General features: G+C 53.6%; 17 protein-coding genes. 13 read left to right on the top strand and 4 right to left on the bottom strand.

Annotated elements, in window-relative coordinates; genetic code table 11:
- Nucleotides 1-17: 17 nt before the first annotated feature.
- The 3 genes from lnt to JT718_RS06330 form a co-directional block, all read right to left on the bottom strand.
- Nucleotides 18-1,607, bottom strand: coding sequence for an apolipoprotein N-acyltransferase (lnt, locus tag JT718_RS06340; RefSeq protein WP_205501322.1), 1,590 nt, complete (start codon nt 1,605-1,607; stop codon nt 18-20).
- A 16-nt stretch (nt 1,608-1,623) separates the two neighbouring features.
- Nucleotides 1,624-2,313 (bottom strand): 16S rRNA (cytidine(1402)-2'-O)-methyltransferase, encoded by a 690-nt coding sequence (gene rsmI / locus JT718_RS06335; protein ID WP_205501320.1) that lies wholly within the window; start codon nt 2,311-2,313, stop codon nt 1,624-1,626.
- 174 nt (nt 2,314-2,487) lie between these two features.
- A complete protein-coding gene (locus tag JT718_RS06330; RefSeq protein WP_205501318.1) occupies nt 2,488-2,733 on the bottom strand; it encodes a 4a-hydroxytetrahydrobiopterin dehydratase in 246 nt (81 codons plus the stop codon).
- A gap of 187 nt (nt 2,734-2,920) precedes the next feature.
- On the opposite strand from JT718_RS06330, the gene JT718_RS06325 reads away from it, so the two are divergent.
- From JT718_RS06325 to rpiB, 9 genes are all read left to right on the top strand, one after another.
- Nucleotides 2,921-3,778 carry an SDR family oxidoreductase gene (locus JT718_RS06325; RefSeq protein ID WP_205501316.1) on the top strand — a complete coding sequence of 286 codons (858 nt, stop codon included), beginning with the start codon at nt 2,921-2,923 and terminating at the stop codon, nt 3,776-3,778.
- 65 nt (nt 3,779-3,843) lie between these two features.
- Nucleotides 3,844-4,131, top strand: a complete 288-nt coding sequence (locus JT718_RS06320; RefSeq protein WP_205501314.1) for a hypothetical protein — start codon at nt 3,844-3,846, stop codon at nt 4,129-4,131.
- 57 nt (nt 4,132-4,188) lie between these two features.
- Nucleotides 4,189-4,431, top strand: a complete 243-nt coding sequence (locus tag JT718_RS06315; protein WP_205501312.1) for a hypothetical protein — start codon at nt 4,189-4,191, stop codon at nt 4,429-4,431.
- 251 nt (nt 4,432-4,682) lie between these two features.
- Nucleotides 4,683-5,378: a metallophosphoesterase gene (locus JT718_RS06310; RefSeq protein ID WP_205501310.1), complete on the top strand. Its 696-nt coding sequence runs from the start codon at nt 4,683-4,685 to the stop codon at nt 5,376-5,378.
- A gap of 395 nt (nt 5,379-5,773) precedes the next feature.
- Complete coding sequence (locus tag JT718_RS06305; protein ID WP_205501300.1) at nt 5,774-7,819, top strand: IPT/TIG domain-containing protein; 2,046 nt, start codon at nt 5,774-5,776, stop codon at nt 7,817-7,819.
- Between the two features lie 8 nt (nt 7,820-7,827).
- Nucleotides 7,828-7,998, top strand: a complete 171-nt coding sequence (locus JT718_RS06300) for a hypothetical protein (protein ID WP_205501289.1) — start codon at nt 7,828-7,830, stop codon at nt 7,996-7,998.
- 73 nt (nt 7,999-8,071) lie between these two features.
- Nucleotides 8,072-9,346 (top strand): serine hydroxymethyltransferase, encoded by a 1,275-nt coding sequence (glyA, locus tag JT718_RS06295; RefSeq protein ID WP_205501279.1) that lies wholly within the window; start codon nt 8,072-8,074, stop codon nt 9,344-9,346.
- A gap of 105 nt (nt 9,347-9,451) precedes the next feature.
- On the top strand, nt 9,452-10,306 hold the full coding sequence (gene tatC / locus JT718_RS06290; RefSeq protein ID WP_240336964.1) for a twin-arginine translocase subunit TatC: 855 nt from the start codon (nt 9,452-9,454) through the stop codon (nt 10,304-10,306).
- Nucleotides 10,307-10,318: 12 nt separating this feature from the next.
- Nucleotides 10,319-10,750: a ribose 5-phosphate isomerase B gene (gene rpiB / locus JT718_RS06285; RefSeq protein ID WP_205501277.1), complete on the top strand. Its 432-nt coding sequence runs from the start codon at nt 10,319-10,321 to the stop codon at nt 10,748-10,750.
- A gap of 535 nt (nt 10,751-11,285) precedes the next feature.
- Here the strand turns inward: rpiB and JT718_RS06280 are convergent.
- Nucleotides 11,286-12,695 (bottom strand): hypothetical protein, encoded by a 1,410-nt coding sequence (locus JT718_RS06280; RefSeq protein ID WP_205501275.1) that lies wholly within the window; start codon nt 12,693-12,695, stop codon nt 11,286-11,288.
- A 96-nt stretch (nt 12,696-12,791) separates the two neighbouring features.
- On the opposite strand from JT718_RS06280, the gene rbfA reads away from it, so the two are divergent.
- The 4 genes from rbfA to JT718_RS06260 all read left to right on the top strand — a co-directional run bounded on the left by rbfA (nt 12,792) and on the right by JT718_RS06260 (nt 16,124).
- Nucleotides 12,792-13,244 carry a 30S ribosome-binding factor RbfA gene (rbfA, locus tag JT718_RS06275; protein ID WP_205501273.1) on the top strand — a complete coding sequence of 151 codons (453 nt, stop codon included), beginning with the start codon at nt 12,792-12,794 and terminating at the stop codon, nt 13,242-13,244.
- Nucleotides 13,245-13,292: 48 nt separating this feature from the next.
- On the top strand, nt 13,293-14,102 hold the full coding sequence (locus JT718_RS06270) for a class I SAM-dependent methyltransferase (RefSeq protein WP_205501271.1): 810 nt from the start codon (nt 13,293-13,295) through the stop codon (nt 14,100-14,102).
- A gap of 178 nt (nt 14,103-14,280) precedes the next feature.
- Nucleotides 14,281-14,754, top strand: a complete 474-nt coding sequence (locus JT718_RS06265; protein WP_205501269.1) for a GNAT family N-acetyltransferase — start codon at nt 14,281-14,283, stop codon at nt 14,752-14,754.
- 146 nt (nt 14,755-14,900) lie between these two features.
- Nucleotides 14,901-16,124 (top strand): ABC transporter permease, encoded by a 1,224-nt coding sequence (locus tag JT718_RS06260; RefSeq protein WP_205501267.1) that lies wholly within the window; start codon nt 14,901-14,903, stop codon nt 16,122-16,124.
- The last annotated feature ends 177 nt before the right edge of the window (nt 16,125-16,301 follow it).

Here is a 16,301-nt window from a genome sequence, read left to right as displayed (position 1 = left end):
GCGGAATGCGTGTTAGATTAAACTTTGGCCGAACGGCGGGTAAACGCAAGCACCACGGCCAGCACCACCAGCCCCAAAGCCAGCCATTGGGTACCATGGCCAATAAACTCGCCGTGGCGGGTGTAGAACGTTTGCTCCTGGTTAAACCTGATCTGCCCCCGCAAGGCCGCCGGCACCCACCAGCCTGATCTCTGCACGATTTCGCCTTTCTGGTCTATAAACGCCGAGATACCCGTATTGGCTGAACGGGCCACCGCCCGTCTGGTTTCAATGGCCCGCAACGAGGCGTACTGCAGGTGCTGCTTGTGCCCCGGCGAATCGCTCCACCAGGCATCATTGGTGATGATGAAGATGGCGTTGGCTCCGTTGCGGATGTACTCGCTCACGTACTCGCCATAAATAGACTCATAGCACACCACTGGCGCCCCCGACAGCTGCGGGTTCTGGCTATGCCCGAAGACCGACCGGGTCTCCTGCACGCCCATGTTGCCAGCAATGCCGCCCAGGTCAATGGCAAACGCTTTCAGGAACTTGAACACCGCCGGGTAAGGGGTTTTCTCCACCCCAGGCACCAGCTTTGACTTATGGTAGAACTCATGCTGCCCGGTGGGTTTGAAGTGGAGCCCGGCGTTGAACACGTCATAGTAGCCCACCTCGGGGTGGAAACGGGCCGTGCCGCTCTTCTGGGTAGAATCTTGGTACACCTTGCCCGAGGTAATGCCCGCCACCAGTTCCACGCCGGGGTGCCGGCTCAGAAAGTCGCGCAGGGTGTAACTCACCGGACTCATAGCAAAGTTCTCTTCCCAGTTAATGCCGTTGCTGATGGAGGTCTCGGGCCAGAGTACAAACTTGGTGTTGGGCGTGATCTGCTGCTCAGACAGAGTAATGAGGCGCGCCAGCTGCTGCTCAAACGGAATGTAGCCTTCGCCGCCCTCAAATTTCTCGCGGTACGGGTCCACGTTGGGCTGCACCACTACCACCTCGGCCAGATCGCCCTTCTCCTGGTACCGGCTCCCGATAAAGAAAGAAAGCACCAAGGGCACCACCACGGCCAACACCGGCGCGACCCACTTCGTTAAGCTCTTTTTTTGGGAAACCAGGGCGAAAAACACCAGCAGGTTCACCAGCCACACCCAGAGCGAGCCGCCTAGGAAACCGGTGTACTCGTACCACTGCACCCAGCTGGGCAGCGCGGCAAAGCCGTTCCCCAGCGTGAGCCAGGGCCAACTCAGGTCCCAGTTGAGGTGGAACTGCTCAAACGCGATCCAGTAGACCGGCAGACTGAGATAGCCCAAGGTGTTTCCGACGGCCCGTTTGGTCCAGAAGAAGGCCATCATGGGCACACTCATGAACAGGGCATTGAACACCACGGCCGCAATGCCGCCGCCCAGCGTGGAATAACTCACCCAATAGGTAGTAAAGACATTCCAGAGGAACAGCGTGAGATAGGCGTATTTGAAAAAGGTGCGCCCGCGTTTTGGGGCCGTTTTGGCCGAAATAGCCCGTTCCAGGAACAGGAACGGCACCCAGCCCACAAACAAAACAAACGCCAGCGGTTTCACTGGCCAACCCAGCCACAACAGAAAGGCGCTCAGAAACGCCAGCATGGGGAGGTAAAAACGGTTATTTGCTTCCTTGAACAACAATGACAAATTCTCCTTTGATAGCTTTGGTAGTAAACGTCTGCACCATCTCTTCTAAGGTGCCATTCAGCGTTTCTTCGAACATTTTACTGATTTCACGGCTCACCGAGACCATGCGCTCGGCCCCGAACACCTCTTTGAACTGCTCCAGCGTTTTGAGAACCCGGTGCGGCGACTCGTAGAAAATCATGGTGCGCTCTTCCTGCGCCAGGCTCTGCAGGCGCGTCTGCCGCCCTTTCTTGATGGGCAGGAACCCTTCAAACGTGAACCTATCGGTACTGAAGCCCGATTTCACCAGGGCGGGCACGAAGGCGGTAGGCCCGGGCAGGCACTCAATCTTGAGGCCTTCCTGCACGCAGGCTCTTACCAACAAAAAGCCGGGGTCAGAAATTCCGGGCGTACCGGCATCAGAGACCAGGGCCATTTTCTCGCCCTTTTTCAGGCGTTCCACCAGGTGCGCCACGGCTTTGTGCTCGTTGTGCAGGTGGTGGCTGTGCATGCGCTTCTCAATGCCCAGGTGGTTTAGCAGTTTTCCGCTGGTGCGGGTGTCCTCGGCGAGTACCACGTCTACCTCCTTCAACACGCGGATGGCCCGCAGGGTAATATCCTCCAGGTTCCCGATGGGAGTGGGCACTAAATACAAACAGGTTTCTTCTACAGGCTCGGCCATACGGTCAAAGATACGGAAAAATGAGTTCGGAGTCCTGAGTACCGAGTCCTAAGTCATGAGTCCTGAGTACCGAGTACCGAGTCCTGAGTTCTGAGTTCTGAGTCCTAAGTCTTGTGTCTTGAGTAGATAGGGCGTTTTGGGGCCGTTTTGGGGAAAACAGGGCTAAAGCAGGAACTAGACGCCATACCGCTCGGCCAGTACGCTGATGCGTTGCGCCAGCACGTGGTCTTTCTCGGTGACGGTGTTGCCGGCATCATGGGTGGTGAGCCTGATCTCCACCTTGTTGTACACGTTGCTCCACCACGGGTGATGGTTCATTTCCTCGGCCACTATGGCCACTTCGGTCATGAAGGCAAACGCCTCTTTGAAGTTCCGGAAGGTGAAACTCCGGGTGAGCTGGTTGTCTTGTTCGGTCCACATAACGGGAAAAGGGTTAGGGTGAAGGCCGCCTTGTGCACCAAGCCAGGGGCCGTGCCTGTTTTTACTTTCTTTTCTGAAAAACGGCCATAAAATGTATCTCTTCGGGGCAGGATAAGTAAAAAGAAGGCAGCTTCTCTGGCAGCGGCTGCGCCTTAAACCTGAACCTACCACTTACACCTCTAACAGCATGGCAACAGAAAAACCGCAGGAAGTCCCTGACCAGCACCAGTCGCACCAGCCGGGCCTGGAGCATGAGATGGGCCCCGAGCCCGTTGTGATCAGAAAAAATTACAAAGGCAGCGACAAGCTGAAAGGCAAGAAAGCCCTCATCACGGGCGGCGACAGCGGCATCGGCCGGGCGGTGGCCGTCCATTTCGCCCGCGAGGGTGCCGACGTGGCCATTGCGTACCTGGACGAGCACCAGGACGCCGAGGACACCAAAAAGATGGTGGAGGCCGAAGGGCAGAAGTGCGTGCTCCTGCCCGGCGATCTGCGCGACGAACAGTTCTGCAAGTCTTGCGTGGAGCAGGCCGTAAAGGAGCTGGGGGGCCTCAACATTTTGGTAAACAACGCCGCCGAGCAGCACGAGAAAGAAGACCTGCGCGAGATCACCGCTGAACAGCTGGAGAAAACTTTCCGCACCAACATCTTCGCGTACTTCTACGTGGCGCAGGCCGCCCTCAACCACCTGCAGAAGGGCGACTCCATCATCAACACCACGTCCATCACCTCGTACCGGGGCTCTAACCACCTCATGGACTACTCAGCCACCAAGGGTGCCATCACGTCCTTCACCCGCTCGCTGGCCTCTAACCTGGCCGAAAAAGAGATCAGGGTCAACGCGGTGGCTCCCGGCCCTATCTGGACCCCGCTCATCCCGGCCACCCTGGAGAAGGTGGGCGAGTTTGGCAAAAGCCAGCCCATGGGCCGCCTGGGCCAGCCTTCAGAAGTTGCGCCGGCTTACGTGTTCCTGGCCTCTGAAGACGGCTCCTACATTACTGGGCAGACCATTCACGTGAACGGCGGCGAACAGATTGGCGGGTAATGCTTAACCTTTCCACGTGGAAAACAGTAAACTAAGGACGAATCAACCTTAAACCACATACGCCTATGGCAACTGACAATAAGGAGCACCCCAATGGGCACGACCGCCCCATACGGGTGATAGACGATACTGCCGCCAACTTAGAGGACATGATGGCCGGGCACATTATACCGGGCGCAGATCCGCCTAAGAACGAGGCGCAGCGCGGGGGCTTCGGGAACCGCGACGGCAAGGAAGGCTATGGCGTAGACAGCTCAGACGGCCCAACCGGCGTAAGCGTGAACGAGGACGCCGACAGCACCGAGCACCCCAAAGACAACATGCGCACCGAAGACGAAGGACGCGGCACATGAGGCCCGTTTTTGAACCGTTTTATCCAATGTTAAACCAAATTAGAAAAGGAGGAACTCATGCCCTATAAAAGCAAGAACACCAGCCACGATTCTAAATCAAATAAAGGAGAGCCTACGGGCGAAGGCATCAGCAAGGCCGGCGCAAAATCTACCGGCGGGCCAGAGGAGATTGACCGTTCTGAAGAAATTGCGGCCAGACACCTGGGCGACGACGGAATGCCCAGCCCCGATATCATAAGCCACCCCAACCGTAACCTCCACAAGCCAGACATCAACAAACCTGGCTACGGCGGCACGTGATGCCAACTAAGATATTCACGTATAAAAAAGCACCTTCTCACCGGAAGGTGCTTTTTTGTGCCGTTTCTGCCAAACTGCCGCAAAACTGGCATTGGCCGCAGCTTAGAGTGGCAGCCAATGGTGAAGTACGGCAATCTAATATATAGCGCTTATTATATATACAGAGAGTACCGCCGGAAAGGCCAACAAGAAAAATGAAGCGTTCTGTCCGTCTCTTGCTTTACACCAGATTCTAGAATAACATCCTGCATATGGCCCGTTACGCAATCTCAGACATTCACGGCTGCCTGGTCACGTTTAAGACGATGGTAGAGGAAGTCCTTCAATTACAGCCCCAAGACCACCTTTACCTCCTAGGAGACTACATCAACAAAGGGCCCGACAGCAAAGGCGTGCTGGACTACATCTTCTCCCTTCAGCAGCAAGGCTACCGGCTTACCTGCCTGCGGGGCAACCACGACCAACTTCTCCTGTATGCCGTTGACAAAGGAGAGCACACCGTATGGCTCACCCCTGAGGACAAGCAGAAAACCCTGGAGAACTTTGGGGTCACCCGCTTCTCAGACATTCCCTCCATTTACATCTCCTTCATCAGGTCACTTCCGCTTCTGGTCCTGCTAGACGACTATGTCTTGGTGCATGCCGGGCTGGATTTCACCTTACCCAATCCCCTCCTCACCAGCAACCACCTTTTACTGAATACCAAGCACATGCAACCCACCTGGGCCAAACTGGGCTCCCGAAAGCTGCTCCACGGCCACTTACCGGTACCCAGAAGCACCATTGAGCGTGCCGTAAACAAAAAAAAGCCGGCTTTGAACCTAGATGCTGGTTGTGTCTACTACAAGAATGATCAATTTGGTCAGCTATGCGCGTTCAACCTAGATAAAATTGAACTTTTCTTTTTAAGCAATCAGGAGCCTTTTTATTCCATCAAACTTAAATAGTTTACCTATTCTTACACATTCTTAAACTAAACAAACAGCACATCAAAATAATCTAATTGCCAATAAATTACATCCAATGAGCAAATAAGAATAATACAATCAACTTCAATCTCTACCTTCATTTCCCAGCTACCAGCAATTTAATTATATCAATTTAACAAAATCAAGCTGTAATTCTTAATTAAAAAATTATAAAAATTATTTAGAGCATCTTAAACATTCTAGTAATTTTGCCCGTAAGAGAGCGGCCAATTATATACCGGAATTTGAATATGTACTAACTCAATTATAGGAATATTCAATCACTAAATAGGCCATAGGGCTAGCTTTCAGCAGAAAACAACAAACAAATCACAAGTTTAATTATAGTAAGTTTATCAATTTAGAGTAGCGTTATGGAGAAAAATTTACTCAGAAAGAAAGCTTCCGGGGAAAGAAGTGTTAAGAAATTATTTCTTATAATACTCAGTCTATTTAGCCTTGCAACAATTTATGACACTAATGCCCAAGGGGCAGGAGCTGAAATAAATGTAGTATCACCTACGGCACAGCAAAGCAGTGGTTCTACATACAGATTTGCAAACCAAAATGTATTTACCACAAGCCCTCCAGTAACATTCACAATTCAGAATAATGGATCTCAACCATTATCAATAACAACACCACTTATGTTGAGTGGAACTAATTCTAGCCAGTATGAGATTGTGGAGCAACCTGCATCATCTATCCCTTCAGGCAGCACCTCATCTTTTAAAGTGGTGTTTAAACCAACATCAACTTTCACTAAGAATGCCACAGTTACTATTCTCAACAATGATTCCGATGAAGGTACCTACGAAATCAAATTACAAGGGCTAGCCAATCAATCAACTCCCACATTTACTAGCTTTACTCCAGAGAAAGCTTCGCCAGGATCAACTATAACTATATCTGGGACAAACCTTCAAAGTGTCAATCAAGTCATTTTTTTCGAGAATATACCAGCACTTCCTGAATTAGTTAATAATCAGACTTTAACGGTGAAAGTACCGTCAAATGCTAGCACTGGGATAATAAGACTAAAGTATAATACAGCGAGCTATGTAAGTAGCACCAGCGAACTGACAGTGGTTGTATTAACGCCGACCATTAGCAATGTTGACCCCAATATAGGGGCGCCCGGCGCCTTAGTCACTATTACAGGTACAAATCTTGCAGAAACCGAGAGCATCACCATCAACGGAACAGAAGCACCTTTTTTTGTAGACACAGATGAAACAGTCTATATCGAAGTCCCACTAGGAGCCACATCAGGTCCATTGGTTTTGACCACCCCACATGGTTCGGCTCAGGCACAATCAGACTTTACAGTAGTAGCACCTATTATAGAATCCTTTTCGCCTTCCTTTGGACCAGTAGGCACTGAGGTTATAGTGAGAGGAGCTAACTTCTCTACCCCAGATAATGCAGGGGCTCTCCTTTTTAGGAATTCTGCTGGAGCATACATTCCTGCTACGGATTACAGACTAATCAGCACAACCGAGATAAGAGGAAAAGTACCTTCTGGTGCAGTAACTGGACCAATAGCTGTAAAGGATGAGTACGGCCAAATCACTGAGAGCAGTATCAACTTCACAGTAACACTACCTCCAACCATTACTGAATTGAGCCCCGACTTTGCGCCTATTGGCACAGAAATCACGGTTCTGGGAACTAATTTTGAGAATATCCAAAGCATTACTTTTAACGGGAAGGCCGCAATTACCTATAACAGAGTCAATGCTAATAGCTTAAAAGTTACAGTACCACAGGGTGCTACCTCTGGTCCTTTAGTTGTAACTACACTTGGAGGTACAGCCCAGAGAAACTTCACAGTAGATAGCGCACCACTTCCCGTAGAACTCGTTGCCTTCACAGCCAAAGCCACTACTCAAGGCACTGTTCTTACCTGGCAAACCGCCTCTGAGCAAGACAACGACTACTTTGAAGTAGAGTCAAGCTCAAACCCCACAAAGGAAGGATTCAAAGCCATCCAGCGCGTGGACAGCAAAGTAACCAACAGCCAGGTGCTCACCTCTTATGAGGCAGAAGACAGAAATCCGGCAGGCAAGGTTACCTATTACCGCCTGAAGCAGGTTGACTTAGACGGCAAGTTTGAGTACAGCAAGACCATTTCAGTACAAACCAAAGCGGTAGCGCAGACCGCCTCACCAGTGAAAGTCTATCCAAACCCGTTCATTGAAAACCTGAGCATTGAGGTAGCAGCGAAAGAGGCCGGCCAACTGAACGTGGCGCTTTACTACGTAACCGGCAAGAAAGCCTTTGAGAAAGTGGTTACGGTAGAGGCCGGCGTATCAACGGTAGAAATCGCGCTAGAGAGCAGCAGACTCGCTTCCGGCATGTACATCTTGTCTACTGAACTGAACGGCGAGGTGAACACTACCCGCGTCATTAAAAAATAACAAGGTCCATGATCACCAAAAGAAAGGGGAAGCAAATGCTTCCCCTTTCTTTTTTACAGGCACAGGAAGAAGCGCTAGGAACCAAGGCCGCGGAGGCCACGCCACCAACCACCTGGCACCACTGTTTTGGCAAGGGTTTTAGAAAAACGGCTGTAAAACACCCGCTACTGGTTTCTTAAAGCCATGTCAGGCAGAACCATTGGTAATTTGCCGCAATGGCCGTACTTTTGGGCACCTACTAACAGAATACAAATGCAACGCGATTCCCAAATCTTTGACCTTATCCAGAAAGAGCATCAGCGCCAGCTGCATGGCATAGAACTTATTGCTTCTGAGAACTTTGTTTCAGAGCAGGTAATGGAAGCCATGGGCAGCGTGCTCACCAATAAATACGCCGAGGGTCTGCCGGCCAAGCGCTACTACGGTGGCTGCGAGATTGTGGACCAGTCTGAGCAATTAGCCATTGACCGGGCCAAGCAACTGTTCGGGGCCGAGTGGGTGAACGTACAGCCGCACTCGGGCGCGCAGGCCAACGCGGCGGTGATGCTGGCGGTGCTGAACCCCGGTGACAAGATCCTGGGCTTTGATTTATCGCACGGCGGACACTTGACCCACGGCTCTCTGGTGAACTTCTCGGGCAAGCTGTACCAGCCGTCATTCTACGGCGTGGAGCCCGAGACCGGTGAGATTGACTGGACCAAAGTGAGAGAAGTAGCGGAGCGCGAAAAGCCCAAGCTGATCATCTGCGGCGCCTCGGCCTACTCCCGCGACTGGAACTACCAGGCCCTGCGCGAAGCCGCCGATGCGGTAGGAGCCCTCTTACTGGCCGATATCTCGCACCCGGCTGGGTTGATTGCCACCGGCCTGTTGAACGACCCGTTTGAGCACTGCCACATTGTGACCACCACCACCCACAAGACCCTGCGGGGCCCGCGCGGCGGCATGATCATGATGCGGAAAGACTTCGAGAACCCGTTTGGCCTGAAGACGCCGAAGGGCGAGCTGCGCATGATGTCCTCTCTGCTGGACGGCGGCGTATTCCCGGGTACGCAGGGCGGACCACTGGAGCACGTGATCGCGGCCAAGGCGGTGGCCTTCTTTGAGGCGCTTTCGCCTTCTTACAAAGAATACACCGCCCAGGTGCAGAAGAACGCGCAGGTGCTGGCCAAGTCGTTCGTGGACCGCGGCTACAAGCTGATCTCCGGCGGCACCGACAACCACCTGATGCTGATTGACCTTCGTTCCAAGGACCTTACCGGAAAACTGGCCGAAAACACCCTAATCAAGGCAGACATCACCATCAACAAGAACATGGTGCCGTTTGACGACAAGTCTCCTTTTGTGACCTCCGGAATCCGGATTGGCTCGGCGGCCGTAACTACCCGCGGGCTGAAGGAGCAAGACATGGACCGTGTGGTGGACTATATTGACCGCGTGCTCATGAACCACGACAACGACACCATCCTTTCAGAAACCAGAAAAGAAATCAACAACTGGATGCAGCAATTCCCGTTGTTCAGTTACTAAGCAATAAGACGCACGTAGCAGGAAATCAGCCCCAGCGCTTTCACTCATTTAGATGAATCCGCAGGGCTGGTTTCCGGGTTACTATTAATTAATGGTGAAACACTAATGGCACAACGTTCCGGAGAGGTGGCAGCGCACGGCGGAGAAGAGCATGAAATGACCTTTTTGGACCACCTGGAGATTCTCAGGTGGCACTTGATCCGTTCGGCCATCGCAATTGTGATCTTTACAGGACTGGCCATGGCCAACAAGGAGATTGTCTTCCATGACATTATCCTGGGGCCCTCCCGTACAGACTTCTTCACGTACCGAAAGCTCTGCGAGGTGGGGGCGGCCCTCAACTCGCCGGGGCTTTGCATCAACAAGCTTGATTTTACCCTCCAGAGCCGCGAACTGGCCTCACAGTTTACCATGCACCTGACCAGTTCGTTCGTGATTGGCTTGCTGCTGGGTTTCCCGTACCTATTCTGGGAAATCTGGCGGTTCATCAAACCAGGGCTGTACCCCAATGAGCGGGAAAACTCGCGGGGGGCGGTGTTCTTCGTTTCAATGCTGTTCTTGCTGGGAGCCCTGTTTGGGTACTTTATTGTATCGCCGCTCTCCATCAACTTTCTAGCCTCTTACCAGGTAGACCCCAGCATTGCCAATGAGTTTGACCTGTCGTCGTACATCTCCACGCTGGTAACGCTGGTCTTGTCCTGCGGGCTTATGTTTGAGTTGCCCATGATTGTGTTCTTCCTGTCAAGGGCAGGCATTGTGTCGCCTGAGCTCATGCGCATTTACCGGAAGCACGCCATTGTGGTGATTGCCTTTGTGGCGGCGGTGCTGTCTCCGCCGGATGTGCTGAGCATGACCCTGATGGGCATTCCGCTGCTGCTCCTGTACGAGGTGAGCATCAACATCTCCTGGTGGGTACGCCGCCGCGACCTGGCCAAACTAAATGAACAAGCTACTTCTTAACCTTACTGTACCATGAAAATAGCACTAGGCGGCGACCACGCCGGTTACCAATACAAGGGAATTGTGAAAGAGCAGCTGGAGGCGCTGGGCCATGAGGTAAAGGACTTCGGGCCGTTTTCAGAGGCTTCGGTGGATTACCCAGACTACGTGCACCCGCTTTCCAGCGCAGTAGAGACCCAGGAATACGAGATGGGCATCTTGCTTTGCGGCAGCGGCAACGGCGTGGCCATTACCGCCAACAAGCACGCGGGCATCAGGGCCGCGCTGTGCTGGCAGAGAGAACTGGCCGAGCTGGCCCGCTCGCACAACAACGCCAACGTGCTCTGCATCCCGGCACGCTTCGTGAGCCAGGACGTGGCCCGCGAAATGGTAGAGGCGTTTCTAACCACCCCGTTTGAAGGCGGCCGCCACCAGACTAGGGTAAACAAGATTGCCTGCGCTTAGAGAGCGTTTTAGACCTATATGAAAAAGGTGTTTCGGGGTTACTTTTGGGAAAGTAGCCCCGAAACACCTTTTGTCTTTTTGTACCAATGTTTGTGGCCCGTGCTTTTGACGCACCAGCAGGCGCGTTTCTTGAAAGCTTATAAAATTTGGTTTCCTGCCTGGCGGGTTCCTGGCAGAGACACTCGCAGGCCCTGCGGACCCTACGAGGTCTTTTGAGAAACGCCTTTGCAGTTTGCTACCTCTCCGCACTGCCCCTGTTGGTGGTCTCCTGCGCCATTCGCTTCCGTTGCCAGCGTAATTCACCGCTCACTGCGCCGCCGTTGTTGGTGTTCTCACCAACAACCAGAACTACGCTTCCCCTTCGCAAAGTCCCCCTCTAAAGGAACAAGGGAAATGTTTACACCGGCAGAACACTTCCCACCATAAGCCGCCACTTCTAAACTCCTGACTCAGAACTCAGGACTCAGAACTCTGGACTCGTCCATCAGCGCCCGTTTTCAGGAAAACAAGCCGAAAACGAAGAAGCGGCCTGTACTCACCGAACCAGTTTGTAGAAGGGCCCGGTACCTACTCTATCGTAGCGCTGAAACACCAGTGGCAGTTTGTACTGTAGTTGGGGCATGAGGTTCTGCTGATCCACGATGTAGGAGGGAGGATCTTTGCGGAGGTCCTGCAGGATAGTGAAGAGCGCGTCATAGTGGTTCAGGCGCCCGAAGTTAGGTTGGGCCAAGTCCCACCGCAGGTACGGGGAGCCCAGGCTGTTTTGCTGGTAGTAGTTCACGTCGGGGCCCAGGACCAGTAGCCGTTCGCCGGACACTTGCCGGTACTCAGGGGCATCGCGCACCTGCACCAGCTCGGGCTGAATGCCCAAGTGTTCGTACACCAACCCCAATGGATTGTACCTGACGGCGATAACCCCGGCCACCACCACCAGAAAGAGGATCTCGGCAATCCAGATGCGGTTATCCCATAGGCTGAACAGGAAAATACCGAAGTAGGCCAGCAGGGGCAGCAGCAAGATGAGGCCTTTGGCCGAACCGTCGTGCCCGCTGAAGAGCACCAGCACCACCACAATCAACCAGATCAGCATGAACTGCAGGAAACGCGCCTGGTAGTTAGGCCCTAATGAGATCAGCGGCAGGCTCAGGAAAGACAAGGCCAGCACACCCAGCGGAATGGCCGCCACCAGCAGCACCTGCTGCATGGGCAAACCCACCGTAAACGTAAACTGCCAAGACCACGCCAGGCCCTGCTCCAGAAAAGGCACCAGCGCATTCTGGTACAGGAAATACGTGAGCACCACCGTGAACGGAAACACAAAGCCCGTGAGCATCAACAAAGTGCTCCTAAAGGCCGCCGAGGCAAAGTAAATAATGGCAAAGAAGCCCAGCACCAGAAACCACACCAGCGGCAGGTAAAACAGGGCAGCCACCCCCAGCATAAAGCCCGCCTTGAACAAGCGCCCGGCGTTGGCGGCTTCCTTGGAGATGGCGGTAAGGCTGTACACTGCCAGAATCACAAACGAGTGCCCCAGCAAGAGTGGCGAGAGCACGTCCAGCTCAAAGAAGATACTGCCAAACAGCAGGTACAGCAAGGCCGGCACGTATGACTTAGCCGGGTGCACCTGGTTGCGGTTAAAGATTAAGTTCAGCAGAAACGCCTGCTGCAGGAGCAGGGCCGTAGCCAGCAGGCGGTGCACCAGGTAAGAGCGCGGAGCCACCCAGTCCAGGAACCAGTACACGGCGGCCGCGAGCGGGCCGGTGGTGTCGTAGAGGTCCTGGTACAGCATGAAGCCATTGCCCAGGCGCTCGCCCACCAGCACGTGGTGCAGCTCAGAGAGCGTGGCCGGAAGCCCAAAGAAGAGCAAGGGAAGCCTTATAAGGAGAAACAGCAGCACCAACACCACCCACCTGGACGGAAACAAACTGCGGAAGAATCGTATCAAGCGTATGCACGGCTTAGCCTCCGCTAGGGCCCGCAGGCAAAGAGGAGGACGGATTGTGGGGTAAAAATGTGAAATTAATACGATATTTGTCGAACCATGGAAAGTAAACGCCAACAAAAATTCGCCCGTTTGATTCAAAAAGAGATTGCTGAGATTTTTCAGCGCGATGTCTCGCATTTGTTTCACGGGGCCTATATATCCGTCAGCGGGGTGAAAGTGTCGCCAGATCTGGGCGTGGCCAAGATTCACCTGAGCCTGCTGCTCAACCCCAACGGCCGCGACCTGCTCAATGAGATCAGGGTCAACAGCAAAACCATTCGGCATGAACTGGCCAAGCGCATCAAGAACCAGGTGCGCGTGATCCCGGAGCTGATCTTCTACCTGGACGATACCGCCGAGTACGCCGCCAAGATGGACAAGCTCATCTCTGAGCTAGACATTCCGGCCGAATCGAAGGAAGACCCCACCAACCCGTTCAGCCGCGAAGACGATGATTATTTCTACGACGAGGACATTGACGAAGACGACGAAGATACCGACGGGCGTTAATGCCGCCCCACCCGTTCTCCAAGCGCAAGCCAGCTACTAAACCCACCCATGCAGTACGATCCAATTAAACGCGTTCTGGGCGAGGCGTTCAACAAGACGCCCTTCCTGCGCAAGCTTTTTTATAACCTCCTAGACCTGCTGCTGCTGCGCACGTGGCACATCCACAAAGAGCTGCGGGCCTGGGCCAGAAACAAACGGCAGCAGCCCGTGCAGATTCTGGATGCGGGCTCGGGCTTCGGGCAGTACTCGTATTACATGTCGGGCATCAGCCCCAAGTGGCGCATCCTGGCCGTGGACGTGAAAGACGAGCAGATCACCGACTGCAGCAACTTCTTCCAGAAGATTAAGCGGCACAACGTGATGTTCCGGAAGGAGGACCTGGTCACGTTCCGTGATCCGGAGGCCTTTGACCTGGTGCTGAGCGTGGACGTGATGGAGCACATTCTGGAAGATGTGGAGGTGTTCCGGAACTTCCATGCCTCCATGCGCCCGGGCGGCATGCTGCTCATCTCCACGCCCTCTGACCAGGGCGGCTCAGACGTGCACGGCGATGACGAGAGCTCGTTCATTGAAGAGCACGTGCGCGATGGTTATAACATCCAGGAGATTCAGCAGAAACTCAAGAGCGCCGGGTTCAGCCGCACCGAGGCCCACTACTCGTACGGCACTCCCGGCAAGATCTCCTGGCGCCTGAGCATGAAGTACCCCATCTTAATGTTGGGGGCCAGCAAGCTGTTTTTTGTGGTGTTGCCATTCTACTACCTGGTGGTGTACCCCTTCTGCCTCCTCCTGAACTGGCTGGACGTGAACGGTAAACACGCCACCGGCACCGGCCTCATTGTGAAAGCCTGGAAGTAGGCGGTACAGGGCACGGGCGGCAAGGCAAGTTCTCAGGATAGCACTTAAGCGGGCTCCTGTTTTGGGCAACATTCTGAGAAAAGAGGGCAAAACCAGAACTTCCTCCTTGATTTGGACAATTTCAGGAGAACACTTACCTTCACCCTCCAACACCTGTACCACGTAACTCCAAGGTATAATGCTAGAGGTAGTCAGAACAGATTCAGGCAGCCAGGATTTTGCCGAGCTTGTGTTTCTCCTGGACGCCGACCTTCATGTAAGGGACGGGGACGACCATTCCTTTTTTGCGCAGTTCAACAAGATTGACAGCCTGAAGCACGTGGTAGTGGCCTACCAGGGCATGGTACCGGTAGGGTGCGGCGCCATAAAGGCCTACAGCCCAGACACGGCAGAGGTGAAAAGAATGTTTGTGCTGCCTGAGTTCAGGGGGCAGGGAATAGCCGGCCTGGTCTTGCAGGAACTGGAACGCTGGGCCTCGGAACTGGGCTACTGCCAGCTTATCCTGGAAACGGGCAAGGCCCAGCCAGAGGCCATCAGGCTCTACACCAAGAGCGGCTACACGGTTATCCCCAACTATGGCCAGTACGCCAACATTGAGACAAGCGTGTGCATGACCAAGAAGGTATCGGACGGCAAGCTGCACAAAGAATAGCGGCCCTCCGGAAAGCGTGGGGCCCACTACTATTCCAAAGAAAACAGAACCCTTTTGCCCTAAAACAGTAAAGGTGACCTGGGTAACGGAGAGAGCTCCTGCCCGTCATTCTTTCATTCAACCACTTATTTACCTATTTCCCAAAGATGAACGTTGCCCTCTTTATCGCCCGGCGGTACTTTTTCTCCAAGAAGAAGCGCAACATCATCAACATCATCTCCATTATTGCCATGATTGGCGTGGGGGTGGGCACCATGGCCTTGATTGTGGTGCTGTCGGTGTTCAACGGCCTGGAGGACCTGATCAGGTCTTTGTACGGCAAGTTTGACCCCGAGATAAAGATCACCCCTGCCGAAGGCAAGTCCTTTGAGACCGAGGCCCAGCTGCTGGAAAGGATCAGGAAAACCCCGGGCGTGGCTCTCATTACCGAGGTGATTGAAGACAACGCCCTGCTGCGCTACAACGACCGCCAGATGGTGGTGAAGGTAAAGGGTGTCACCAATAACTTCTTCCAGCAGAACCAGATAGACTCGGCCATTGTAGACGGCGACCACCACCTGGTGCGCGACGGCAAGCAGTTTGCCCTCATAGGCCGGGGTGTGCAGTACCAGCTTTCCATCAGGCCAGAGAACCCGTTTACGCCCCTGCAGTTCCTGTACCCCAAGGCGGGCAAGAAAACCATCATCAACCCAGAGAACGCCTTCCGGCAGTTAGGCATCCAGGCGGGGGGCATTTTCGCCATTGAGCGCCAGTACGACGACCAGTATGTGTTTGTGCCACTCACCTTCGCCGAGGAACTGCTGGGCTACGGCAACAAGCGCACCTCCCTGGAGGTAAAGACCCAGGACTCCAAGGAAATTGACCAGGTAAAGGCCCGGCTGCAGCAACTGCTGGGCCCGGGTTTTAAGGTGCAGAACAGCGAGGAACAGCACGTAAGCCTGCTCAGGGCCGTCAAGATTGAGAAGCTGTTTGTGTTTGTCACCTTCACCTTTGTCCTGCTAATTGCCTCTATCAACATCTTCTTCTCGCTCTCCATGCTGGTGCTGGACAAGCAGAAAGACATTGCCATTCTGGCCTCGCTGGGAACAGACCCCGGCACCATCCGGCGCATTTTCCTTACCGAAGGAGCCATTGTGGCTTTCTCCGGGGCGTTTATTGGCCTGGTGCTGGGCGGCACCGTGTGCTGGATTCAGCAAACGTACGGCCTGGTTTCCATGGGCATGAGCACCTCGGTGGTAGAGGCGTACCCGGTGCTCATGCGTCCCACCGACTTCCTGCTCACGGCGGTGGCCATTATCCTCATCACGCTGCTGGTCTCCATCAGGCCGGCCCGCAAGGCCGCCGCGCTTTCCATCCGGGAAAACATCTGACCTGTTTTGGGGCAGTTTCTCTGAAAAGGGGCCCCAAACAGAATAAGTCAATTCTAAACGCCTCTCATAAACAAAGCTCCGTTTCTATCACTTTTTCTATAAAATAGTCTAAAAACATGGATAAAGGCGCGCCTAAAAAGGGCGGAGTGCTAACTTTTTTGTCTTTTACCTCGGGAA

The organism is Rufibacter psychrotolerans (genome assembly GCF_016924645.1).
Classification (GTDB): Bacteria; Bacteroidota; Bacteroidia; order Cytophagales; family Hymenobacteraceae; genus Nibribacter; species Nibribacter psychrotolerans.
This window is presented reverse-complemented; position numbering and strand designations above follow the sequence as displayed.